The organism is Pseudoxanthomonas mexicana, from assembly GCF_001556105.1.
Lineage (GTDB): Bacteria > Pseudomonadota > Gammaproteobacteria > Xanthomonadales > Xanthomonadaceae > Pseudoxanthomonas_A > Pseudoxanthomonas_A mexicana_A.
Window position 1 is genome coordinate 56170 of record NZ_LSIF01000034.1, and the last position, 22244, is coordinate 78413.

21 protein-coding genes are annotated in these 22244 nt (G+C 66.6%); 8 read left to right on the forward strand and 13 right to left on the reverse strand.

All coding sequences use genetic code 11. The features are described from left to right. Positions 1–22: 22 nt before the first annotated feature. From AX730_RS05770 to AX730_RS05790, 5 genes are all read left to right on the forward strand, one after another. Positions 23–1297, forward strand: coding sequence for an O-antigen ligase family protein (locus AX730_RS05770; RefSeq protein ID WP_232310187.1), 1275 nt, complete (start codon positions 23–25; stop codon positions 1295–1297). Between the two features lie 78 nt (positions 1298–1375). Further along, entirely contained in the window at positions 1376–2539 is a 1164-nt protein-coding gene (locus AX730_RS05775) for a glycosyltransferase (RefSeq protein ID WP_062353292.1), read from the forward strand. 32 nt (positions 2540–2571) lie between these two features. Next, positions 2572–3729: a GNAT family N-acetyltransferase gene (locus AX730_RS05780; RefSeq protein WP_062353295.1), complete on the forward strand. Its 1158-nt coding sequence runs from the start codon at positions 2572–2574 to the stop codon at positions 3727–3729. Between the two features lie 2 nt (positions 3730–3731). Then, positions 3732–4949 carry a glycosyltransferase family 4 protein gene (locus AX730_RS05785; RefSeq protein WP_062353298.1) on the forward strand — a complete coding sequence of 406 codons (1218 nt, stop codon included), beginning with the start codon at positions 3732–3734 and terminating at the stop codon, positions 4947–4949. Beyond that, positions 4946–6166, forward strand: coding sequence for a pyridoxal-dependent decarboxylase, exosortase A system-associated (locus AX730_RS05790; protein ID WP_062353301.1), 1221 nt, complete (start codon positions 4946–4948; stop codon positions 6164–6166). Before AX730_RS05785 ends, AX730_RS05790 begins: the two co-directional genes overlap by 4 nt. A gap of 48 nt (positions 6167–6214) precedes the next feature. Here the strand turns inward: AX730_RS05790 and AX730_RS05795 are convergent, their stop codons facing one another. The 7 genes from AX730_RS05795 to tviB all read right to left on the reverse strand — a co-directional run bounded on the left by AX730_RS05795 (position 6215) and on the right by tviB (position 13762). Then, positions 6215–7042, reverse strand: coding sequence for an acyltransferase (locus tag AX730_RS05795; RefSeq protein WP_062353304.1), 828 nt, complete (start codon positions 7040–7042; stop codon positions 6215–6217). After that, positions 7039–8343, reverse strand: coding sequence for a porin family protein (locus AX730_RS05800; protein WP_062353306.1), 1305 nt, complete (start codon positions 8341–8343; stop codon positions 7039–7041). Before AX730_RS05800 ends, AX730_RS05795 begins: the two co-directional genes overlap by 4 nt. 22 nt (positions 8344–8365) lie before the next feature. Next, positions 8366–9109 carry a P-loop NTPase family protein gene (locus AX730_RS05805; protein WP_157074117.1) on the reverse strand — a complete coding sequence of 248 codons (744 nt, stop codon included), beginning with the start codon at positions 9107–9109 and terminating at the stop codon, positions 8366–8368. A 40-nt stretch (positions 9110–9149) separates the two neighbouring features. Beyond that, positions 9150–10739, reverse strand: a complete 1590-nt coding sequence (locus AX730_RS05810) for an XrtA system polysaccharide chain length determinant (protein WP_083537755.1) — start codon at positions 10737–10739, stop codon at positions 9150–9152. Then, entirely contained in the window at positions 10739–11365 is a 627-nt protein-coding gene (locus tag AX730_RS05815) for an XrtA/PEP-CTERM system exopolysaccharide export protein (protein ID WP_062353310.1), read from the reverse strand. Before AX730_RS05815 ends, AX730_RS05810 begins: the two co-directional genes overlap by 1 nt. An 84-nt stretch (positions 11366–11449) precedes the next feature. Further along, positions 11450–12457: an NAD-dependent epimerase gene (locus AX730_RS05820; protein WP_062353313.1), complete on the reverse strand. Its 1008-nt coding sequence runs from the start codon at positions 12455–12457 to the stop codon at positions 11450–11452. Positions 12458–12484: 27 nt separating this feature from the next. Further along, a complete protein-coding gene (gene tviB, locus AX730_RS05825) occupies positions 12485–13762 on the reverse strand; it encodes a Vi polysaccharide biosynthesis UDP-N-acetylglucosamine C-6 dehydrogenase TviB (RefSeq protein WP_062353316.1) in 1278 nt (425 codons plus the stop codon). A gap of 227 nt (positions 13763–13989) precedes the next feature. Between tviB and galE the strand changes: the two genes are divergently transcribed. Next, positions 13990–15006, forward strand: a complete 1017-nt coding sequence (gene galE / locus AX730_RS05830) for a UDP-glucose 4-epimerase GalE (RefSeq protein ID WP_062353319.1) — start codon at positions 13990–13992, stop codon at positions 15004–15006. A gap of 116 nt (positions 15007–15122) precedes the next feature. Beyond that, on the forward strand, positions 15123–16178 hold the full coding sequence (locus tag AX730_RS05835) for a diguanylate cyclase (protein WP_062353323.1): 1056 nt from the start codon (positions 15123–15125) through the stop codon (positions 16176–16178). Between the two features lie 6 nt (positions 16179–16184). Here AX730_RS05835 and AX730_RS05840 read toward each other — a convergent pair whose 3' ends face one another. The 6 genes from AX730_RS05840 to AX730_RS05865 all read right to left on the reverse strand — a co-directional run bounded on the left by AX730_RS05840 (position 16185) and on the right by AX730_RS05865 (position 21141). Next, positions 16185–17036, reverse strand: coding sequence for an alpha/beta hydrolase family protein (locus tag AX730_RS05840; protein ID WP_062353326.1), 852 nt, complete (start codon positions 17034–17036; stop codon positions 16185–16187). Then, positions 17033–17842 carry a bifunctional hydroxymethylpyrimidine kinase/phosphomethylpyrimidine kinase gene (gene thiD / locus AX730_RS05845; RefSeq protein ID WP_062353329.1) on the reverse strand — a complete coding sequence of 270 codons (810 nt, stop codon included), beginning with the start codon at positions 17840–17842 and terminating at the stop codon, positions 17033–17035. Before thiD ends, AX730_RS05840 begins: the two co-directional genes overlap by 4 nt. Positions 17843–17885: 43 nt before the next feature. Further along, on the reverse strand, positions 17886–18563 hold the full coding sequence (locus tag AX730_RS05850) for a YoaK family protein (protein ID WP_062353332.1): 678 nt from the start codon (positions 18561–18563) through the stop codon (positions 17886–17888). A gap of 16 nt (positions 18564–18579) precedes the next feature. Continuing rightward, entirely contained in the window at positions 18580–19977 is a 1398-nt protein-coding gene (locus AX730_RS05855; RefSeq protein WP_062353335.1) for a PhoH family protein, read from the reverse strand. A gap of 115 nt (positions 19978–20092) precedes the next feature. Further along, positions 20093–20578, reverse strand: a complete 486-nt coding sequence (locus AX730_RS05860; protein ID WP_062353339.1) for a peroxiredoxin — start codon at positions 20576–20578, stop codon at positions 20093–20095. A gap of 2 nt (positions 20579–20580) precedes the next feature. After that, positions 20581–21141, reverse strand: a complete 561-nt coding sequence (locus AX730_RS05865; RefSeq protein ID WP_062353342.1) for a glycine cleavage system transcriptional repressor — start codon at positions 21139–21141, stop codon at positions 20581–20583. Between the two features lie 181 nt (positions 21142–21322). Between AX730_RS05865 and dapA the strand changes: the two genes are divergently transcribed. Beyond that, a complete protein-coding gene (gene dapA, locus AX730_RS05870; protein ID WP_062353345.1) occupies positions 21323–22231 on the forward strand; it encodes a 4-hydroxy-tetrahydrodipicolinate synthase in 909 nt (302 codons plus the stop codon). Positions 22232–22244 lie beyond the last annotated feature (13 nt).

Genomic DNA, 22244 nt, shown 5'->3' on the forward strand with positions numbered 1-22244 from the left:
ACGCCTCTTCGGGTAGCTGCCGATGATGATGTTCGTCTTCGTGCTGATCTATCTCATGCTGGTGCTGCTGCGGCCGCAGGATTATCCGCAGATGCAGGGCTTCGCCATTCCCATCCTGCCGCTGGCGATGGCGGCGGCGGCGGCGGCCTGGGTGTTCTCGCGCGAGAAGCGATTCAACGCGCCGCAGTACATCCTGCTGCCGATGTTCCATCTCGTCCTCTGCCTGTCATTGCTGGCGATCGGGTGGTTCGCAGGCGCGCTGGAGGCCTTCCTCTATTTCCTGCCGTGCGTGGTGTCGTTCTTCCTGCTCGCCAATGCGGTCAATACGCCGGGCTACACGCGGACGACCATGATGGTGTTCGTGCTGTGCGCGTTCGTCATGGCGGTGCACGGTGCCCAGCAGGCCTCCACCGGCGTCGGCTGGACCGGCCAGACCACGGTCGAGGACGGACGCATCCAGTACGTGGGCATCTTCAGCGATCCCAACGACCTGGGCATGCTGTTCGTCATCTCGATCCCGATGGCGGTCTACCTGGGGAGCCGTGGCGGTTTCCTCGGCATGCGGCGACTGTTCTGGTTCTGCGGGTGCCTGCTGCTGGCCTATGGCATCTACCTGACCAATTCGCGAGGCTCGTTCCTGGCCGTGGTCGCGATGACGGCCGTGTACATCTGGATCCAGCGCGGCGCGATCTGGGCCTCCATGCTGGGCGCCGGTGCCCTGGTGGTGCTGCGGTTGATGCCTTCGCGGCTTGACGAGTTGAACGTGCAGGAATCGTCGGCGTCGGGTCGCATCGACGCCTGGTACGAGGGCATGCAGATGTTCATCACCCACCCCGTGCTGGGCGTCGGTGCCGGGCAATTCACCCAATACCACTACCTGACGGCGCACAATTCGATCATCCTGGTGCTGGCGGAGACCGGCATCGTCGGTTTCGCATTGTGGTTCGCGTTCGTCGGTTACGGCTTCTGGATGATGTACCGCATCGTCCGTTTCGAACCCGAGTTCGAGGATGAAGACGACATCCTGGACTGGCAGGAGGCCAGGAGGATGGCGCTGGTCCTGCTGGTGGCGCAGTCGGGATTCTTCGCCGCGGCCTTCTTCCTCAGCCGTAGCTACGTGATCCTGCTGTACCTGCTCGCCGCCCTCGTCGTGGCGCACCACTCCAACGTCCTGGCGCGATTCCCGGCGTTGGGCGAGTTGCGCCTGCGTAGCCACATCGTGCGCTGGGGCGTGCTGACGATGGGTGCCGTAGCGGCGTTCTACGTCGTGTTGAAGGTGCTGTTGGCGATGGGGTGACCCATGCGACTGGCCTGAGATCGGCAACAATCGCGTTCAAATAGTCTGATGATGCCCCGAATAGCCCTTGTCACACCGATGCTGCCCGTACCCCACGACCAGACGCGGGGTCGCTACATCCATGAAACGGCGCGCGCGCTGTCGCAGCTTGCGCAGGTACGCGTGTTCTTCCAGCAGGCGAGCTATCCGCGCATTCCCGGCTTGTCGCCGCGCAGCTTCCTGCGTGGCGAGGTGGGCCCCGACTACACGCTGGATGGCGTGGATGTCGAGGCCTTCACTTACCCGGCGTTGCCGGGGATATCGCGCGCCACCAATGGCTGGATGGCAAGCCGGGCGCTGGTGCCGCGGCTGCGTCGTTTCGCGCCGGACATCGTGCTGGCCTATTGGGTGTACCCGGATGGCTTTGCGGCCAAGCGGGCGGCGAGGCATCTCGGCGTGCCGTGCATCGTCGGTGCGCGCGGTTCCGATATCCACGTGCGTTCGGGCCTCAACGCCCACATGACACGGCACACGCTGCGGGGCCTGGATGCAACGCTGACCGTCAGCCATGCGATGCGCGACACCGCCATCGCGACGTTCGGCGCCGATCCCGAGCGCGTGCATCCGATCGTCAACGGTATCGACACGGACGTGTTCCATCCGCGCGACCAGAAGACGATGCGTGCCACGCTGGGAGTGCCGGCGGATGCACGGCTGATCGCCTACGTCGGCCGCTTCGTCGAAGCCAAGGGCATGCGCGAATTGTTGAAGGCTTTCCAGGCATTGGCCGAAGGGGACCCGACGTTGCGCCTGGCGCTGATCGGCGACGGTGTGATGCGTGACGAACTGTCGGGCCTGGTGCAGGCCACCGGCCTGGGCGGACGCGTGACCATGACCGGCGGACTGGAACCGGTGCAGGTCGCCGAATGGATCGGCGCTGCCGACGTATTGACCCTGCCGAGCTGGTCCGAGGGCTATCCCAACGTGGTCGTCGAAGGCATCGCCTGCGGCCGGCCGGTGGTGGCCACGGCGGTGGGTGGTACCGGTGAAATCATCCATGCCGGCAACGGCATCATGGTGCCGCCGCGCGATGCGGAGGCACTGCAGCGCGGCCTGGCCGATGCGCTGGCCAGGTCATGGGACGCCGAGGCGCTCTCTGCGTCTGTCAGCCGCGGCTGGGACGATGTCGCCAGCGATACGCTGGCGGTATGCAGGCAGGTGCTGGCGGTGCGCAGCCAAGACGTCTGCCTGGGTCGTGCCTGATGAGGGGCGCCGTGGGGGGCGTGGCGTCGCGAGTGGCGAGTGACCCGCGTGGCGAATGGCTGGCGCTGACGGAGTATCCGGATCTTGCAGGCGATTGGCGTCGCCTGCAGGCCCAGGCCGATGGCACGCCGTTCACGCACTGGCACTGGATATCGACCTGGCTGGATCACCTGCCGGCGCAGATCGTGCCACGGGTGTTCCGGGTCGAAGACGAACAGGGTCTGCTCGCGCTGGCATTGGCGGTTGACGCACGGGAACGCGGCAACGGCCGACTCTTCGGGCGCCATTCGCTGCGGTTGCAGGAAACCGGGATCGAGGCACTGGACGAGATCAGCGTCGAGTATTCCGGCCTGTTGACCCGGCGTGGCGGCGAAGTCGCGGCCTACGCCGCGCTGTTCCGCGCGCTCGAACAGCACTGGGACGGCTGGCGGCGCTTCCGCATCAGCGCAACCGCCGATGGCCCGCACATCGCCGCCGCGCTGTCCCCGGGGCTGCACTGCTACAGCGTGCATACCCAGCCATGCTACCGGGTCGACCTGACCCGCTTGCGGGCCAGCGGCAAGGGGTACATGGATTCGCTCAAGCGCAACTTCCGGCACCACCTGCGGCAGAGCCAGCGGGCCTACGGGGCGCATGGCGCATTGCAGGTCGAGGTCGCCGCCAGCATCGACAGCGCGCTGGCCTGGCTGGATGAACTGAGGATCCTGCACGAGCGTCGATGGCGTTCGAAGGGCGAGGAGGGCGCGTTCGCCGGCGGCTTCTTCCATGCCTTCCACGACACTCTGGTGCGGAAGGGGCTGGCGGACGGCTACGTCCGGATGACGCGCATCAGTGCAGGCCCGCTCGTGGTCGGGTATCTCTACAACCTGTACTGGCGCGGCACCGTGTACTTCTACAACTGCGGACTGAACTACGGCGCGCTGCCCCGCTACGACAGCCCTGGCTCGATCGCGCTGGCCGCCTGCATCCAGCAGTGCCTCGACGAGGGGCTGGATACCTTCGATTTCCTGGCCGGCGCGCAGCCTTACAAGCGCCGGCTTTCCGACCATGCGCGCACGCTGGAGTGGATCGACGTGCGACGACGAGGACTGGCCCACGACAGTGAGCGATTGATCGCCCAGGCCTTGGGTACCGCAACCTTCGGACAACCCCTGGCGTTGCAGACGCCAACGACTTCCTCCAGCGAGTGAACATGGAAACCCCCGTCAAGCGCGTGCTCTACCACCACCGCACCCAGGGCAAGGCCGTCGAGGGCGTGCATATCCGTGGCGTCACCGACGCATTGCGGGCCGAAGGCGTGACCGTGGACATCATCTCCGTGCCGGGGGCGGATCCGTACTCGTCGCCGAAGGCCATGTCACCGACCAGGCAGGCGCGGCCGTGGATGGGCGTGATCAACAAACTGCCGGAGCCGTTGTTCGAACTGGTCGAGGTGCTCTACAACCTGGTCGCCGGTTGGCGCCTGCTCGCCTACCTGCGGCAGCACCGGGACCTGGCCTTCATCTACGAACGCTATTCGTTGTTCATGTTCCTGCCGACCTGGCTGGCGCGCATGCGTGGCATGCCGATGATCCTGGAGGTCAACGACTCGGCGACGGTCGAGCGCGTGCGTCCCTTGTTTTTCAAGCGGCTCGCGATGGCGATCGAACGCTGGACGTTCCGCAACGCCGACGGCCTGGTATTCGTGTCCGGCGTGTTCCGCGATCGCGCACTGGCGGCACATCCCGGGATGGCACCGGCCATCGTCACTCCCAATGCCGCCAACATCGACAAATTCACCTTCACCCAGGCGCAGCGCGACGATGCCCGTCGCCGCTACGGGCTGGAAGGCCACGTGGTCTGCGGCTACCTGGGGGCGTTCGTGCCCTGGCACGCGATCGACCGTTTCGTGTACCAGATCGCCGACCGCCTGCAGCAGGAACCGCATCTGAAGCTGCTGCTGGTAGGGGATGGTTCGACCTATCCGGCACTGCATGCGTTCGTGGAAGATCGTGGCCTGTCCGAACGCGTGGTGCTGACGGGCCGCGTGTCGCACGACGAGGTGCCGGGCCTGCTGGCGGCCATGGACATGGCCGTGTTGCCGAGTGCGGGCGACTACACCTCGCCCGTCAAGTTGTTCGAATTCATGGCCTGCGGCGTGCCGCCGGTGGCGCCCGACTTCGAGCCCATCCGCGAGGTGCTGGACGAAGGCCGGACTGGCTGGATGTTCCCGGCCGGCGACATGGAGGCAGCGGTGGCGAGCGTGCTGAAGTACAGTCGCGATGCGGAATCGCTGCAGCGCATCGGCGCCAATGCCCGCGCGTACATCACCCAGCACCGGCAGTGGCGCAACAACATCCTGCAACTGATCGACTTCCATCGCGCGATCGGACGGGGCACTTCAGCACAAACGGACACCCGCACCGCATGAATGCATCAATCCCGAGCTGGGAATGGCCGCGTGACGCCACTGGCGAAATCCTGGTCGGCGGACAACCGCTGACGCGTGTCGTCGAGGCCGTCGGCAGCACGCCTTGCTACGTCTACGACCGCAGCCGGCTGGCCGAACGCGCGCAAGGCCTGCGCGCGGTGCTGCCCGAGGCGGTGCTGCTGCACTATGCGATGAAGGCCAATCCGATGCCGGCGCTGGTCTGCCACATGGCAGGACTGGTGGACGGCATCGACGTGGCTTCCGCCGGCGAACTGCGTGTCGCGCTGGACACCGGGATGTCGCCGCAGCACATCAGCTTCGCCGGGCCTGGCAAATCCGACAACGAACTGCGGCAGGCCGCTGCGGCCGGCATCCTGGTGAACGTCGAATCGTTCCGCGAGATCAAGGCGCTGGCCGATGCCGGGCAGCGAAGCGGTGTGCCGGCGCGCGTGGCGGTACGGGTGAACCTGCCGTTCGAGCTGAAGGCGTCCGGCATGAAGATGAGCGGCGGGGCACGGCAATTCGGTGTCGATGCCGAGCGCGTGCCGGAATTGCTGCGGGAGATCGCCGGTGCCGGCCTGGCGTTCGAGGGATTCCACATGTTCGCCGGTTCGCAGAACCTGCGGCATGCCGCCATCGTCGAGGCGCAGGGCAAGTGCTACGAACAGGCGCTGGAGTGGCAGGATCTGTTGCCGGCGCCGATACGCAGCCTGAACCTGGGGGGCGGCTTCGGTATCCCGTATTCGCCGGGCGAAACCTCGCTGGATGCATCGCCGGTCATCGACAACCTCGCCAGGCTGTCGGACCGGCTGGTCGGTGATTTCCCGGGCGCCCATATCGTGATCGAACTGGGTCGCTACCTGGTGGGCGAGGCCGGCATCTACGTGGCGCGCGTGATCGATCGCAAGATCTCCCGCGGCCAGGTGTTCCTGGTGGTCGATGGCGGCATGCACCACCATCTCGCCGCATCCGGCAACTTCGGCCAGGTGATTCGTCGCAACTATCCGGTGGCGGTCAACGGGCGACGTGGCGAGCGCGAGACGGCCAATGTGGTGGGCCCGCTGTGCACGCCGCTGGACCTGCTGGCCGATCGCATGGAGCTGGACGTGGCCGAGCCGGGCGACCTGGTGGTGGTGTTCCAGTCCGGCGCGTACGGCCACAGTGCCAGCCCGCGCGCCTTCCTCAGCCACCCTGAGGCGGTGGAAGCCCTGGTCTGAAGGACGTCGCCGTTCGCCGACGGCGAACGGTGAATGCCTGCGTGCGTGTCAGCCGGCCGTCGCGGCACCGTCAGTCGACGGGGCCGGCGCGATATCCGGCTTGGCCACTGCCGGGGACTTGGCCACCGGTGCCAGGTGGGCGCGCTCGGGCGGCGGCGTCAGCGTGCCGATGCGCCGGGCGGGATTGCCGGCGACCACGGTATAGGGTGCGACCACGCCGGATACCACGGAATGCGCAGAGACGATGCTGCCTTCGCCGATGTCGCTGCCCGGCAGGATCAACACGTGCGAACCGATCCAGACGTTGTCGTGGACGACGATCGGTTTGACGTCGGCTTCGTCCGGCGGGGCACCGGCAGCGCGCCGGGCGGGATCTGCGGGATGGCCGCCGGAATCCCGTATGGTCACTGCGCCGGCGATCTCCACATGCGCGCCGATCTTCACTTCCTTGCCGACCACCAGCCGGCAGTCGTGCGCGATGTCGGTGTGATGGCCGATTTCCAGCCGCGGACGCTTGGCGAAGCGCGCGGCGAAATTGATCGACAGCTTGCCGCTGATGCGCACGTGGTCGCCGACGATCATGTCGCCTTTGCCTTGAACCCACGGCACGTAGATGCCGGTGGTGACGCCCTTGCCGACACGGGTGCAGTACGCCTTGAACAGCGGCTCGGCAATGAACGCACGGCGGACGAAGAAAATCGCGCCACGGCCGGCCAGGAACAGCCACAGGTAGGGCAGTACGAGCACCCGCGGCGCCGGCAGGGTGAAGCCGCGCACGCCACGACGGACCTTGCGCAGGGTCGCGGCGAATGGATGCTGCGACGTGGCGATCCAGTGCCGCATGGAAGGCTTGGTCGCCGGGTGCTGGTCGTTCATCGATTGGTGTAAGCGATACTGAGGTAGATCACATTCTGCTTGAACTCACCGGTCGCGATGGTGCTGGTGCGCTCATAGCGGTTGTACTGCAATGAGGAAGACCAGCGGCGCGACCACTGTTTTTCCAGCCCGAGCGAATACAGCCGGTTGTGTTCGATACGCGACACGGGTGGTGCCGCTTCGGTGCGGTCCCGCGAGGCAGCGCCGCGGATCGTCAGCGAGGGCCGCAGACGGTAGCTGAGCTGGGTAGCGAAGCCGCGACTTTCCTGGTTGGACGAACCCGGGTCGACATAATCGATCTTCTGCGTGTTGCCGAAGATCGAGTACGTGGTGCGCACCCCGGTGTATTCGTAGCCAATGATGGCGCTGCGTTGCTCATAGGCGGACGGCGTGATGGTGGAGCGCCCGGTGAGGACCGATCCCGGGATGCCCGGGGGCGCGCCCGCGATGGCGGTGAGCGCATTCGTCGCGGCATCGGAGAACTGGTTGGCGGCGTTCACGCGGAAGCGGCTGCGCTCGCTCATCCGCCAGCCCACTTCCGCCCGCAACAACGGGTTGTTGCGGGACTGGCCATCGTCGTAGTCGAGGCGCGCGTAACCGGCATCCAGCAGCAGGTCGAGGCGGTTGAGCCGACTGGTGTAGCTGGCGTAGCCTTCATATCGCTTGTGGTCGCGCGCGAACCGGTTGTTGTCGAAATCGACATCCTGCATCTGCAGGTTGAACGACAACGCGCTCGTCGCGTCGAGGTCCTTGACCATGCGCAGCGCCGCCGCGATGCGATCCGAGTTGAAATCCTGGGTGACCTCGGCGTTGCTATTGATGAATCTCAGCTCGGCACGGCCCCGCAGCGTACCGCCCACGTTGAAATGGAAGTCCGGGCCCAGTGACAGCACGTTGATCTGCTGGCGGTTGTTGGGCGAATCCGGCTCGAAACGGTCGATGGTCTGCACGCCGTAACTGTCTTCGACGACGAGGCCCAACCGGTCGGGGACCACCATCCAGTTGAAACGCCCGTTAAGCATGCGCTCCGTCGCGCTCGCATAGATGTCTTCGTAGCGGCGGTGGTCGAGTCGCCCGCTGACCCTCGCCTGCACGGTCGACGATTCCTGCGTGATGGCGAAGCCAAGACCCGCACGGAAGATGTCCTGCTCGACCTGCGCGGTTTCGGACAGGGTGACGTTGTCATTGCGCTCAATGCCCGTATCCAGCGTATAACCGATGCGGACGGCGTGCGCCGTGATTGGCAGGGTGGCTGCGATCGCGGTGGCGATCAGCGTCGTGCGACGTGCATGCCGTTTCATGCGGGCTCCCCGGGGAGTGCGTTTATTGGATGTCGTTGAAGACGACGCCGACCAGCTTTTCAGGCGCGAAATTCGCCGCAGCCTTCTCGATCTGCTCGGTGGTCACGCGCCCGTATCCGGCCACCAGCACGACGAGGTCGGCGAGATCGGAGAGGATGCGCGCATCGGGCGACTTGAGCGCGGGCGGGCTGTCCAGCACCAGGTAGCGGTTGCCGTACGTGCTGCGCAGCGAGTCGACCAGACTGCGCATCCGCAGCGAGGAAAACGATTCGCCGGTGATCTCGCGCACGCCGCCGGTGGGGACCAGGTACATGCGCGGCAGCACTGTCCGGTACTGCACGGGCGCTATCTCGGTGATCCGGCCGTCGAGGTAGTCCATCAGGCCGCCGTCGGCGGCATCCACGCCGAGCGCACCGTGCTGCGCCGGGCGCAAGGTATCGCAATCGATCAGGGTCGCCGTCTTGGTCTCGTCGAACGCGAACGCGGCGGCAAGGTTGCGGGCCACGAAGCTGGCCCCGCACCCCGGCACCACCGGTGCCACCAGGGTGACGAAGTTGCGATCGCCTCCCAGTGCCAGCAGCCGTGTGCGCAGGTCGCGGAACGCGTCCGCCTGCAGGCGCGTGGAGTCGTTGCGGTGGATGAGTCGACGGTCCTCGAGGGCACGGGGACTCAGCAATGGCGGCTCGACGGCGCGCACGATGGAGCGTGCCGAGGATGCGGCGGCGTCTTGGCTGCCGTCGTTGTGCGGGTTCGTATTTGTATTCATGGCGTCTTCCTGGCGACGGACCTCGTGCATGGGCGTTGCATCAGGCGCTGGTGAGTTTGAAGGCGAAAACCAGGCCATACACGATGAACACACCGCAGACCATCGCGGCGCTGGCCATGAGCCTCAAGGACTGGCGGCGCCGCTCTTTCGGGGTGAGATAGGTCGGGATCACGGTCAGCAGGGGATAGCTGGTCTTCTGCGCAATCTGGCGCGCCACGCGTACGCGCGGATCGAAGCGCACCAGCAGGAAGATCAGTCCGAGCGGCAATGCCACGGCGAAGGCGAAGCCGGCCGCCGCGATATGCATGAAGCGCAGGCCGCTGGGGCGCAGCGGCATGGTGGCCGGGTCCTGGATACGCAGCGTCAGGCCACGATTTTCCTGGTCCAGCCCCATCGACACGCGCGCGTTCTCGCGGCGGCGAAGCAGGTCCTGGTAGATCTCGCGGTTGACCTCGTAGTCTCGCGTGAGTTCGGCGAGCGCGCTTTCCGATTCGGCGATCCGACGGCTGCGGTCCAGTTCCGCACCGAGCATCGATTCGGCGATGCCCATGCGCGATCGCGTTGCGGCCGCCTCGTGACGGGCCTGGGCCTGCTGGCTGCGCAGTTCGTTGTAAAGCGGGTTGAGCTGTGCGTCCTCGGAGGCCAGCACGTTGCGCGTCGGCTGCTGGCGGCGTTCCTGTTCCTGCACGATCGCCCGCTGGACGTCTTCGATCTGGTGGCGCACGCGCACCACGTCGGGGTGGCGCTCGGTGAAGGTCAGCATCAACCGGTCGAGCTCCGCGCGCAGTTCGATGAGCTGCGTGCGGTACAGGCTCTCGCGGGTCTGCACCGCAGTGACGGCGGATTCGCCGGACAGCTGGTCGGTGATGGCGACCGCGCGCGACTCCTGCTCCAGCAGCGACATCCGCGTCTGCTCGACCTGCGTGCGCAGCGAGCTGATGCGGGTGTTCACGTCGGTGGCGCTGCCGGGCTGGGCGTCGGCATTCTTCGAGCGGTAGTCCTGCAGGTTCTTCTCCGCGTCGGTCAGCTTGCGGTGATACTCCTGCACCTGCTTGTCGATGAACTCGTAGGCCTCGCGGCTCTCGCGTTCCTTGGCGGCCAGGGCCTCCCGCATGAACAGCGTGCCGAACGCCTCGGTCACCCGGTACGCGCGTTCGGGGCTGGTGTCGCGGTAGTTGATCTGCACCAGATCGTTGCGCGGGCTGCTGATGGTGGTGTTGTTGCGGATGTCCTCCATCAGCTTGTCCTGCGCGACAGGGCTGAGGTTCTTTTCCGTCCACTTGCCCACGGCCAGGACTTCCTGCAGCACCTTGCGGCTGTAGACGATCTGGCGCGCCATGCCGGCGCGGTCGGCCACGCCGGTGGGCACCGCGCGTCCCTCCAGCAGCGGCTGGATGATGTCGCTGTCCTGGGCCAGGATCGTGGTGGAAGCGATGTAGTTGCGCGGGATCACCAGCAAGCCCACGACCAGCGTCAGCAGGGTGATGGCGCTGAACGTCGCCGCGATCGCGAGGACGCGCTTGCGTGCTTCCTTCAGCAGGACGAGGGCGAGCTCCTGGGGCGTCAGCTCTTCCGCCTTGCGTGCCTGTGCGGCGGTGCGCGGCGGTGGCAGGGTCGTAGTGGAGCCCATCAGAACGTCCGCTCCGGGATCACGATGACGTCACCGGGAGCGACGGTGTAGTTGGTCGACAGATCACCGCGGTTGAGGATGCGGTCAAGGCGCACCGGATAGGTGGCGTTGGTGTCGTCCTTGTTCCTGCGGAAGAGGTCGGAACGGTCGGGCGCGGCGAACTCGTTGATGCCACCTGCGGCCAGCACCGCGTCGAGCACCGTCATGCCCTGGCGGTAGGGGATCGAGATCGGCTGGCGCACGGCACCGGTCACCCGCACGCGCGAGAGATACTCGTGGCTGCGCAGTTCGGTCAGGATCACGGCGACCTGCGGGTCACGCACGTAATCGGCCAGCTTCTGCTGGATGTCGCCGGCGACGTCGGCCGGCGTGCGGCCGCCGGCGGCCACGTCACCCACCAGGGGCACGGAGATCTTGCCGTCCGGGCGGACCGGAACGGTGATGCCCAGTTCCGGATTGCGCCACACCGACACCTGGACGATATCGTCAACGCCGATCAGGTAGTTGTCGACGGCGGCGCTCGCCTGCTGGGGTGGAGCGGACTTGCCGCCGCCGCTGCCGGAGGCGCAGCCGGCGAGTAGGAGCGCCAGAACGACGGCGCAAAGGCCGGCGAAGGTGCGGTTCATGGTACATCCCCTGATGTTGTTGCGGATTGCCTCATATAACGCAGGCAACGCCCGTGCCCGGCCACCGGGCACAGGGGATCGCGATCACGCGCGGTAGAACTCCCGGTACCAGTCGACGAACCGGCGGACGCCGGTTTCGATCGGCGTCGAGGGCTGGTAGCCGGTGTCTCGGCGGAGCGCTTCGACATCGGCGCAGGTGTCGGGCACGTCGCCGGGCTGCATGGGCAGCAGGCGTTTCTCGGCCTTGCGGCCCAGGCAGTCTTCCAGCACCTCGATGTAGCGGAGCAGTTCGACGGGCTGGTGGTTGCCGATGTTGTACACGCGCCATGGCGCGCTGGACGAGCCCGGATTCGGTAGCAGCGGGTCGTAGCTCGGGTCCGGCCCGGGCACGGTATCGAGCGTGCGGATCACGCCTTCGACGATGTCGTCGACGAAGGTGAAGTCGCGCGTATGGCGCCCGTGATTGAACACATCGATGGGCTTGCCTTCGAGGATGTTCTTGGTGAACAGGAACAGCGCCATGTCCGGGCGGCCCCAGGGCCCGTACACCGTGAAGAAGCGCAGGCCGGTGGTGGGCAGCGCGAACAGGTGGCTGTACGTGTGCGCCATCAACTCGTTGGCTTTCTTGGTGGCGGCGTACAGGCTGACCGGATGGTCGACGCTGTCCTCCACCGCGAACGGCAGTTTGCGGTTCGCCCCGTACACGGAGCTGGACGAGGCGTACACCAGGTGCTCGACGCCACCGTGGCGGCAGGCCTCGAGGATGTTGGTGAAGCCGACGATGTTGCTGTCGATGTAGGCGTGCGGATTCTCCAGCGAATAGCGCACGCCGGCCTGCGCAGCGAGGTTCACCACGCGCTGCGGCCTGAACTCGTCGAACGCGGCCTCCATGGCGGCGCGGTCTTCGAGGGAGCCGCGGATGAAACGGAACCCGGCCTTCGGCAACAGCCGCGCGAGGCGCGCGTCCTTGAGGGCAGGGTCGTAGTAATCGTTGAGGTTGTCGTATCCCAGCACCTCATCGCCGCGGTCGAGCAGGCGATGGCTGAGATGGGAGCCGATGAAGCCGGCGGCACCGGTGACCAGGACGCGCATCAGGAAGTCTCGTGCAGAAGGGGGCGTTTACAGGCAGTCGTCGACGGCGTGGCGGGGCAGGGCCCGCTTCACGTCGAAGACCACGGCGCCGGGCTTGCCGAGGGCGCGCACGCCATCGGCACCGCGCTCGGTGAATTCCCGGTGCGCGACGGCCAGGATGACCGCGTCGTACTGGCCCGCCTTGGGTTCGGCCACCAGGTCCAGTCCGTACTCGTGGCGGGCTTCGTCGGCATCGACCCACGGATCGTGCACGTCGACCTGCGCGTTGTAGCTGCGCAGCTCGGCCACGATGTCCACCACGCGCGTGTTGCGCACGTCGGGGCAGTTCTCCTTGAACGCCAGGCCCAGCACCAGCACTTTCGCGCCGGCGGTGGGCAGGTTCTGCTTGGCCATCAGCTTCGCCACGCGGCGCGCGACGTGGCTGCCCATGCCATCGTTGATGCGACGGCCGGCCAGGATCACGTCCGGGTGGTAGCCGATCTGCTGCGCCTTGTGGGTCAGGTAGTACGGATCCACGCCGATGCAGTGGCCACCGACCAGGCCGGGCCGGAAGGGCAGGAAGTTCCACTTGGTCCCGGCGGCTTCCAGCACCTCGTGGGTGTCGATGCCCAAGCGGTGGAAGATCAGCGCCAGTTCGTTGATCAGCGCGATGTTGACGTCGCGCTGGGTGTTTTCGATGACCTTGGCGGCCTCCGCCACGCGGATGCTGCTGGCCTTGTGGGTGCCGGCGACGATGATGCTGCCGTACAGCGCATCGACGAAGTCGGCGACCTCGGGAGTGGAGCCGGAGGTAACCTTCATGATGGTCTCCAGGCGGTGCTGCTTGTCGCCGGGATTGATGCGCTCGGGGCTGTAGCCGGCGTAGAAATCCTGATTGAAGCGCAGGCCGGATTCGCGTTCGATGATCGGGACGCAGGTTTCCTCGGTGGCACCCGGATAGACCGTCGATTCGTAGATGGCGACGGCGCCCGTGCCGATGGCGCGGCCGACGGTGCGGCTGGCCGACTCTAGCGGATGCAGGTCGGGCCGCTTGTAGTCGTCGATCGGGGTGGGGACGGTGACGATGAACACGTTGCAGCCGGCCAGTGCGGCGGGATCGTCGCTGAAGCCGAGTTGTGGCGTGTCGCGCAGTTCGTCCGCGCTGACTTCCAGCGTGTGGTCCTGGTGGTTGCGCAGTTCCGCCACGCGCTTGCTGTTGATGTCGAAGCCGAGGGTGGGGAACTTGCGGCCGAAGGCGACGGCCAGCGGCAGCCCGACGTACCCCAGTCCGATCACGGCGATCCTGACCTGGTCCAGGGTGGGCAATGGAGCGTTTGTCAAAATGGGTCCCCTGCGTGCTGCACTAGGATGGAGAGTCTAAAGGGCGCCGCGGTGCAGGGGTGTTACGGCCCCCGCCCGGCATCGCGTTGATGAACGTGCAATGCCACGCGCAGAGGACAGGGCGCGCGAATGGCCTGATCGAGGCGTTGCCTGCGTACCATAACCATGACCGGCCACCAGGAGGGTGGACGGCCAGCGACCGGGGAGTCGACATGCGGATCCTGTTGTGCGGTGGCGCCGGCTACATCGGCGCGCATGCTTACGTGGTGCTCGTCGAGCGTGGCCACGACGTGGTGGTGGCCGACAATTTCAGCAACAGTTCGCCGGGCGTGCTGTCCCGCCTGCAGCAGATCACCGGCCACCCGGTGCCGTTCCAGCCGTTGGACCTGCGCGACCGCGACGCGGTGGTGGGCTTCTTCGCAAGGCAGCAGTTCGATGCCGTGGTCCATTTCGCGGCGCTGAAGTCGGTAGGCGAATCGTGCGAACGCCCGCTGGACTATTTCCACAACAACATCGGCGGCACGCTCAACCTGCTGCACGGCATGCAGCTTGCCGGCGTCAAGCGGCTGGTGTTCAGCTCGTCCGCGACGGTCTACGGCGACCCCACCAGCGTGCCCGTTCGCGAGGATGCGCGCCTGCAGGTCACCAATCCCTACGGCCGTACCAAACTGGTGATGGAGGAACTGATCGGTGACCTCTGCGCCAGCGATCCCGCCTTCCACGCCGCCAACCTGCGCTACTTCAATCCGGTCGGGGCGCATGCCTCCGGCCTGATCGGCGAGGACCCGACCGGCATTCCCAACAACCTGATGCCCTACATCTGCCAGGTGGCCGTGGGACGGCGCGAGCACCTCAGCGTATTCGGCGGCGACTGGCCCACCGTCGACGGTACCGGTGTGCGCGACTACATCCACGTGGTGGACCTGGCGCGTGCGCATGCGGATGCGCTGGATTTCCTAGCCCGCGAACGCCGCAGCCTGACCGTCAACCTGGGCACCGGGCAGGGCGTCAGCGTGCTGCAACTGGTGAAGGCATTCGCCGGGGCGTCGGATCGGGAGATTCCCTACCAGATCGTGGCGCGCCGCACGGGGGATGTCGCCGAGGTGTACGCCGATCCCTCGCTGGCCAACGACGTGTTGGGATGGCGTGCCGAACTGGGCGTCGATGCGATGTGCCGCGATGCGTGGCGCTGGCAATCGCAGAATCCGCAGGGCTATCCGGCCGCGTAAGGGGTGTCCCGAACGTGATCGTGTTCGCACAAGCACGGGCATGACCCCGCGCATCGGGCTGGCGTGCCGGGCGTGATTGGCAGAAAATTCTGCCACCTCACATCGTCAGGATCCGCGTGCCTTCCGATGCCGCGCACACGATGGCGGAACAGAACCGCTCACGCTACGGCCTGCGCATGTACCGGATGCGCGCGCTGGGACTGGGGCTCGGGTCGCTGTGCGTGGGCGCCGTGCTCTACGAGCATTCCGCATCGCCGGCGCTGTGGGCGCTGCTGCTCGTCAACGGATTCCTGTGGCCGCACCTGGCGTATCTGCGCGTCAAGGCGCAGCACAGCGAGCCGTTGCGGGCGGAATTCCAGAACCTGACCTTCGATGCCGCCATGGGTGGCTTCTGGATCGCAGCGATGCACTTCGACGCGCTGCCCAGCGTGCTGCTGGCGGTCATGCTGACGATGGACAAGGTCATCATCGGCGGCGGGCGTTTCGGCATGCGCACGCTGGGTGCGATGGCGCTGACCTGCCTGGCGGCGAGCGCGGCGTGGGGATTCGCCTTCGAGCCCTACACCAGCTATCCGGTGGTGCTGGCGTGCTTGCCGTTCCTGGCCATCTATCCCATGGCGATCGGCATCGCCACGCATTCGCTGGCGCGCAAGGCACGCCAGCAGAAGGACCTGCTGGAGAAGATGGCGCGCTTCGATGCCGCCACCGGGCTGATGAACCGCCAGCAATGGCTGCATGCGGCGACCGCCGAGCTGCAGCGCTACCAGCGCGTGGGACGTACCGCCGTGCTGGTGCTGATCGATATCGACCGATTCAAGGACATCAACGACGGCTACGGACACACCGTCGGCGACGAAGTGGTCGAGGAATTCGCGCGCTTGCTGAAGGCCTGCCTGCGCGACGTGGATACGGGCGGGCGCTACGGTGGCGACGAATTCGGGGTGGTGATGCCGGACACGCGCTGGGAAGAGGCCATCGTGGCGGCGGAGCGCCTGCGGCGCCAGGTGGCGGCGTGCGCGTTCTCCGCGCGCGGTTTGCGCTGCACGGTCAGTATCGGACTGGCCGAATCGCATGCCGGCATCGCCACGGTATCGGACTGGATCAACAGTGCCGACAGCGCGCTCTACCGGGCGAAGGCACAGGGCCGCGACTGCATCGTCGTGGGTTGCTGAGCGCGATCAGGCACTCAGGGCGTCGATCACGGCCTGCGGTTGCTTCATCCAGGCGAAATGGTCGGCGCGCGCGCCCAGGCGGACGTGATCCAGCACGGTGACATGCGCAGGGCTGTTCGGCAGCTTGGCCATCAGGGCGCGCAGCGAACGTTCCGGTGCCAGCCAGTCGTCGTCGAACAGCACGCCGCGCACCGGGGCATGCACTGCGCGCATACCGGCTTCCAGATCCACCGGCCAGCCGGCGGCGCGATAGCGACCGCTGAGTCCCACGCGCGCCCAGTCCCGGATCAGTCCACGTGCTTCATCACCGCCGAAACCCAGTCGCCGGCCCGGCAACGCGCCACAGGCCCGCGCCAGCCACGGGGCGAACTGGTAGAAGAACGGCAATGCGTAGCCGCGCGGCGCCGGGTACGTGCGCCAATAGGGCGTTCCACTGCCGACCAGCCAGAGGGCGGTGAATGCATCCGGATCCTGGCCCGCGTGGCAGGCCGCCAACTGCCCGCCAAGGCTGTGGCCGCCGATGCGATGCGGAACGTCGGGCAACCGGTTTCGCACAGCGGCATGGCTGAGCGGCAGGTCCGTGCCCAGCAGGTCGCGGTAGCCCCAGTCGGTGCGCCGGTTGGCGCGCAACGCGCTACTGCCGTTGCCGCGCCATTCGTGCACGAACACCGCCACGCCACGCGCGGCGAGGGCTTCCGCGAACGGCAGGTAATGGCGCGCCGCGACGCCAAGCGCCGGCACCCACAGCAGTGCGCTGGAAGGGGTCGCGGGAATGCGGGCGATCAGCGTATACGCGTGCCCGTCCTGCGACTGCAGCGCAACCTCTTCAGCCAGGATGCCAGGGTCGAGGGTGTTCATGCGGCCGGTGCGGCTCCCATGTGGTCGAGCACGACGATGTCGCTGCGCCCGGGGCGGTAGCCTCCACGCAATGCGGCATGCACGTAGTCGGAAGCGGCGAGGCAGGCGTCTTTCAATGGCATGCCCTGTGCGCGTCGCGCTGCGATGGCGGACGCCAGCGTACAGCCGGTCCCGTGCGCTTCCAGCGCCAGGCGCGGATGCGAGGTTTCCGTCAGGCCGTCCTGATCGACATACAGATCCACCACGTCGGCACCCTCCGGCAGATGACCACCCTTGAGGAACACCGCGCGAGCGCCCAGCGCCAACAGATCGTTCGCCGCGGCACGCATGGCGTCGGCATCGGGGATAGCGCGGCCCAGCAGCAACTCGGCTTCCGGCAGGTTGGGCGTCACCACATCGGCCAGCGGCAGCAACTGCGTGCGAAGGGCGTGCAGCGCGCTGTCTTCCAGCAGCTTGGCGCCGCTGGTCGCGACCATCACCGGATCGACCACCACCGTGGCCGGGCGATGCGCGCGCAGGGCATCCGCCACCACGCCGATCACCTCGGCGGTGGCCAGCATGCCCAGCTTCACCGCGCGGATGTCGAAGTCGTCGAAGCAGGCATCGAGCTGCGCGCGCAGGAAATCCATCGGCGGTACGTTCACTGCGGTCACGCCACGGGTGTGCTGCGCAGTAAGCGCGGCGATGGCCGAGAGGCCATGCACCCGATGCGCGGCGAAGGTCTTGAGGTCGGCCTGGATACCGGCGCCGCCGCCGGAGTCGGAACCGGCGATGGTGAGGGCGGAAACCACGGAAGGAACTGTCATGCGTGGATTGTGCCATCCGTACGCGGGCGTGTGGCGCGACAGGTCAGACTGCGGGTGGCTTCGTCCGCTGCCACTGGCGATACACCACGTAACCGATGCCGGTGCTGCCGGTCAGCAGGGCAGGCGCCAACAAGGCGTCGTAACCGACGTGTCGGTACAGCCACGCGCCCAGCACGCCACCGCCGAGGAACCCGCTGATGATCAGTCCGCTCAGCGTCAGCCGGCGCACCGGCAATGGCATGCCCCGCAGCAGGTGGCCCAGTCCGATGCCGAGGTCGGTGAACATGCCGCTCAGGTGCGTGGTACGCACGGCGGCGCCGCTGTAGGTGGTGACCATCGCGTTCTGCAGGCCGCACGCGACGGCGGCAAGCAGCGCCCCCCAGATCTGTTCCTGCTTGAACAGCGGGATCGCCGCCAGCAGCAGTGCGGCTTCCAGCGCCAGCACCACGCCGTAGCGGCGGCCCAGTTGCAGGGTCTGGTCCTGGATGATCAGGCCGCTCAGCATCGCGCCCAGGCAGAACGCGATCAGCACGCCCCACAGATGCATCACCGCGCGCAGGTCGCCCTGCGCGATCGCAGCTCCCAGCAAGCTGGTGGTGCCGGTGAGATGGCTGACCGCCTGGTGCTCGAACCCCAGGTAGCCGATGACGTTGACCATGCCGGCCACGCAGGCCAATGTCACCGCACCGACCCAGACCCAGCGGGGCAGATGGAGGTTCACGGCACCGGACGCGGGGCTACAGCACTTCCGACGCGTAATCCGCCAGGCGCGAACGCTCGCCGCGCCGCAGCGTGATATGCGCGCTGTGCGCCCAGTTCTTGAAGCGGTCCACCGCGTAGGTCAGGCCGGAGGTCGTTTCGGTCAGGTAGGGCGTGTCGATCTGCTCCACGTTGCCGAGGCAGACGATCTTGGTGCCGGGGCCGGCACGGGTGATCAGTGTCTTCATCTGCTTTGGCGTGAGGTTCTGCGCCTCGTCGAGGATCAGGTAGCGCGACAGGAAGGTGCGGCCACGCATGAAGTTCATCGAACGGATCTTGATGCGCGAGGCGAGCAGGTCGTTCGTCGCCGCACGGCCCCAGGCGCCGCCTTCCTGGTTGTGCGTCAGCACTTCCAGGTTGTCGGTCAGTGCGCCCATCCACGGCGTCATCTTCTCTTCCTCGGTGCCCGGCAGGAAGCCGATGTCCTCGCCCACGCTGACGGTGGCGCGCGTCATGATGATCTCGCGGTAACGCTGCTGGTCCATCGTCTGCGCCAGACCGGCCGCCAGTGCGAGCAGGGTCTTGCCGGTGCCGGCGGTGCCGAGCAGGGTGACGAAGTCGATATCCGGATCCATCAGCGCGTTGAGCGCGAAGTTCTGTTCGCGGTTGCGCGCGTTGATGCCCCACACCGCATGCTGGCTGTGGCGGAAATCGTCGACGATCTGCAGCGTCGCCTTGTCGCCGTCCACCTTGCTGACGCGGAACTCGGATTCGTCGTCGCCCGGCAGGTACAGGAACTGGTTGGGATACCAGCCGGCACCTTCGGCCATCGTCACTTCGTAGTAGGTGCGGCCCTTGTCGGTCCACGAGCGCAGGTCCTTGCCGTGGCGCTGCCAGAAATCTTCCGGAAGTGGATCCGCGCCGGTGTAGAGCAGGCTGAAATCGTCGAGCGCGCGGTCGTTCTCGTAGTCCTCCGACACGATGCCGGCGATCGCGGCCTTGATCCGCAGGTTGATGTCCTTGGAGACGAACACCACCGGGATATCGGGTTCCTGTTCCTTCAACGCGAGGATGGCGCCGAGGATGGCGTTGTCCGGGATCACCGCGCCGAAGCTCTTGCCGGCCTCGAAGTGGCTGGTCTGGAACCGAAGCAGGCCGGCGCTCTGCGAGCCACGCAGCTGCAGGCTGTTGGGCTGGATCAGCGGTATACCGACGACCAGGTTGTCCAGGCCGGACGTTTCGACCAGTTCGTTGAGGAAGCGGCTGACCTGCCGCGCATTGCGGCTCGCCTCCGAGGTGCCCTTCTTGCCGTTGTCGAGTTCCTCGATCACCTGCATCGGCAGGTAGACATCGTGTTCCTCGAACTTGAACAACGCGGTGGGGTCGTGCATCAGCACGTTGGTGTCCAACACATAGATACGCTTGCTACGGGTCATTCGGGCAACCTCATCGAGGAAGATGTGTGAACACGGGCCACTTTTCCGCGGACAGCAGCGAACCACCATGACCCGCCGCGGCGCGGGATGGTGGGTGAAAGGGAAGAGGATTCCGTCACTGGGCCTGGTGAGCCTTCAGGGCGTCCAGCACGGCGTCGGCATGGCCGGCGACCTTCACGCCGCGCCATGCCTGCGCGATGCGGCCATCGGGTGAGATCAGGAAGGTGCTGCGGACCACGCCGAGCACCTTGCGGCCGTACATGTTCTTCTCGTGGATCACGTCGAAGGCCTTGCACAGCGCTTCGTCGGCATCGCTGACCAAGGGGAACTTGAATCCCTGCTTCGTGCAGAAGTTGTCGTGCGATTTCACCGAGTCGCGGGAGACACCGAGGATGGTCGCGCCGAGCTTCTTGAACTTGGGCAGCAGGGCGTTGAAGTCCAGGCCCTCGGTGGTGCAGCCGGGCGTACTGTCCTTCGGGTAGAAGTACAGCACCAGCCAGGTACCGGCGTGAGCGGCGAGGGTGGTGGTGTCGCCGCCGGACAGCGCCAGCGGCAGGTTCAATGTCGATTTTGGCAGAGCGTTTGCGCTTTTCGCCGTCATCGTCAGAACTTCATCGGATCCATGATCGCGTCCAGGTTCAGATGGTCGCAGAATTCGAGAAAATCGTCGCGCAGCGCGGCGATGTGCATGTTGGCCGGCACGCCGATCGTGACCTGTGCCGAGAACATCTCCGCGCCGGTCTGCATGGCGCGGTAGCGCGTGCTCTGCAGGTTCTCGATGGTGATGCCCTGGCGGTCGAAGAAATCGGCCAGCTGGAACAGGATGCCCGGCTTGTCGGCGGCCACCACTTCCACGATGTAGGGCAGCAGGTTGGACTGCACGACCTTCGGGCCGGTGCGGTAGAACACCAGCTTCAGGCCTTCATCGCGCTCCAGGCGCGACAACATCGTTTCCAGCTTGGCCACCGCGTCCCACGAGCCGGTCGCCAGCGCCGTGACGGACACGTCGCGCCCCACCGTGGACAAGCGCGCATCCACCAGATTGCAGCCACTGTCCGAAATCCGGCGCGTCACCGACAGGAGCGGCGATTCCGGATGCGTCGTGTAGGCGGTGATCAGGAGGTGGTTTTCGGTCGGCGAAGGCCGGGGCGTGGAATCGGTCAAGAGAGCTTCCGGCGTTGCGGTCAGGCTGAATGGCGTCCGGGCAATGGCCCTGCGACATCGGCAGCATACTTGCCCGCCCTTTGAGCCCGCAAGTAACATGCGGCCGTTATTGCAGGCAGGCCGGGATAACTGCGCTTACGGCGCCCCGGACCGCCGGATCCCTCCACCGAGAGCCATTCCCTTGCACCTTTCCGGCAGCATCACCGCACTGGCCACGCCGTTCCTGGCGTCGGGCGAACTCGACCTGGAAGCCTGGCGCGCGCTGCTCAAACAGCAGCTCGACGGCGGCACCCAGGGCGTGGTGGTGGCGGGTTCGACCGGCGAGGCCGCGGCGCTGTCCGACGACGAGTACGACACCGTGCTGCGCATCGCCGTGGAAGAGGTGCGTGGCCGGGTGCCGGTACTCGCCGGCACAGGGCAGATGAACACCGCGAAGACCATCGCCAGTACGCGCCGTGCGGCAGCCGGCGGTGCGCAGTTCGCGCTGGTGGTGACACCGCCTTACGTCCGACCGACGCAGGCCGGGCTGGTGGCGCACTACCGTGCCGTCGCCGATCAGGGCGGGCTGCCCGTCGTGCTCTACAACGTGCCGGGCCGCACCGGCTGCGATCTGCTGCCGGAGACGGTGGCGGAACTGGTCGACCATCCGAACATCGTCGGCATCAAGGAGGCGCGTGCCGAGCCCGAGCGCATGGCCGCGCTGCTGGCACTGCGCACGGAGAGGTTCGCCATCCTCAGCGGCGACGATCCGACCGCGTCGCGCGCGATGCTTGCCGGCGCCGATGGCCTGATCTCGGTCGGCTCCAACGCGCTGCCGCGTACATTCCGTCGCCTGTGCGACCTCGCGCGTGGTGGCGACGCCACTGCAGCCGCCGCGCTGGATGACGCGTTGCAGGAGATCTACGGCTTCCTCGGCGTGGAATCCAATCCCATTCCCGTGAAGGCGCTGCTGCAACGCGCGGGCGTCGGCCACGGCCTGCGCCTGCCGCTGCTTTCCTTGTCCGCCACCCATACCGATACTGCCGACCGTCTCGCCGCCCTGGCGCAGGCATTGGAAGCACAATCCAGCCGCGACAGCCTCGCGGCCTGAACCCAGGAGAACC

What these genes read in the sequence shown, in the direction of transcription:
- AX730_RS05770 (WP_232310187.1), top strand. Translation starts at nt 23, where the DNA reads ATGATGATGTTCGTCTTCGTGCTGATCTATCTCATGCTGGTGCTGCTG.
- AX730_RS05775 (WP_062353292.1), top strand. Translation starts at nt 1,376, where the DNA reads ATGCTGCCCGTACCCCACGACCAGACGCGGGGTCGCTACATCCATGAA.
- AX730_RS05785 (WP_062353298.1), top strand. Translation starts at nt 3,732, where the DNA reads ATGGAAACCCCCGTCAAGCGCGTGCTCTACCACCACCGCACCCAGGGC.
- AX730_RS05790 (WP_062353301.1), top strand. Translation starts at nt 4,946, where the DNA reads ATGAATGCATCAATCCCGAGCTGGGAATGGCCGCGTGACGCCACTGGC.
- AX730_RS05795 (WP_062353304.1), bottom strand. Translation starts at nt 7,042, where the DNA reads ATGAACGACCAGCACCCGGCGACCAAGCCTTCCATGCGGCACTGGATC.
- AX730_RS05800 (WP_062353306.1), bottom strand. Translation starts at nt 8,343, where the DNA reads ATGAAACGGCATGCACGTCGCACGACGCTGATCGCCACCGCGATCGCA.
- AX730_RS05805 (WP_157074117.1), bottom strand. Translation starts at nt 9,109, where the DNA reads ATGAATACAAATACGAACCCGCACAACGACGGCAGCCAAGACGCCGCC.
- AX730_RS05810 (WP_083537755.1), bottom strand. Translation starts at nt 10,739, where the DNA reads ATGGGCTCCACTACGACCCTGCCACCGCCGCGCACCGCCGCACAGGCA.
- AX730_RS05815 (WP_062353310.1), bottom strand. Translation starts at nt 11,365, where the DNA reads ATGAACCGCACCTTCGCCGGCCTTTGCGCCGTCGTTCTGGCGCTCCTA.
- AX730_RS05820 (WP_062353313.1), bottom strand. Translation starts at nt 12,457, where the DNA reads ATGCGCGTCCTGGTCACCGGTGCCGCCGGCTTCATCGGCTCCCATCTC.
- galE (WP_062353319.1), top strand. Translation starts at nt 13,990, where the DNA reads ATGCGGATCCTGTTGTGCGGTGGCGCCGGCTACATCGGCGCGCATGCT.
- AX730_RS05840 (WP_062353326.1), bottom strand. Translation starts at nt 17,036, where the DNA reads ATGAACACCCTCGACCCTGGCATCCTGGCTGAAGAGGTTGCGCTGCAG.
- thiD (WP_062353329.1), bottom strand. Translation starts at nt 17,842, where the DNA reads ATGACAGTTCCTTCCGTGGTTTCCGCCCTCACCATCGCCGGTTCCGAC.
- AX730_RS05855 (WP_062353335.1), bottom strand. Translation starts at nt 19,977, where the DNA reads ATGACCCGTAGCAAGCGTATCTATGTGTTGGACACCAACGTGCTGATG.
- AX730_RS05860 (WP_062353339.1), bottom strand. Translation starts at nt 20,578, where the DNA reads ATGACGGCGAAAAGCGCAAACGCTCTGCCAAAATCGACATTGAACCTG.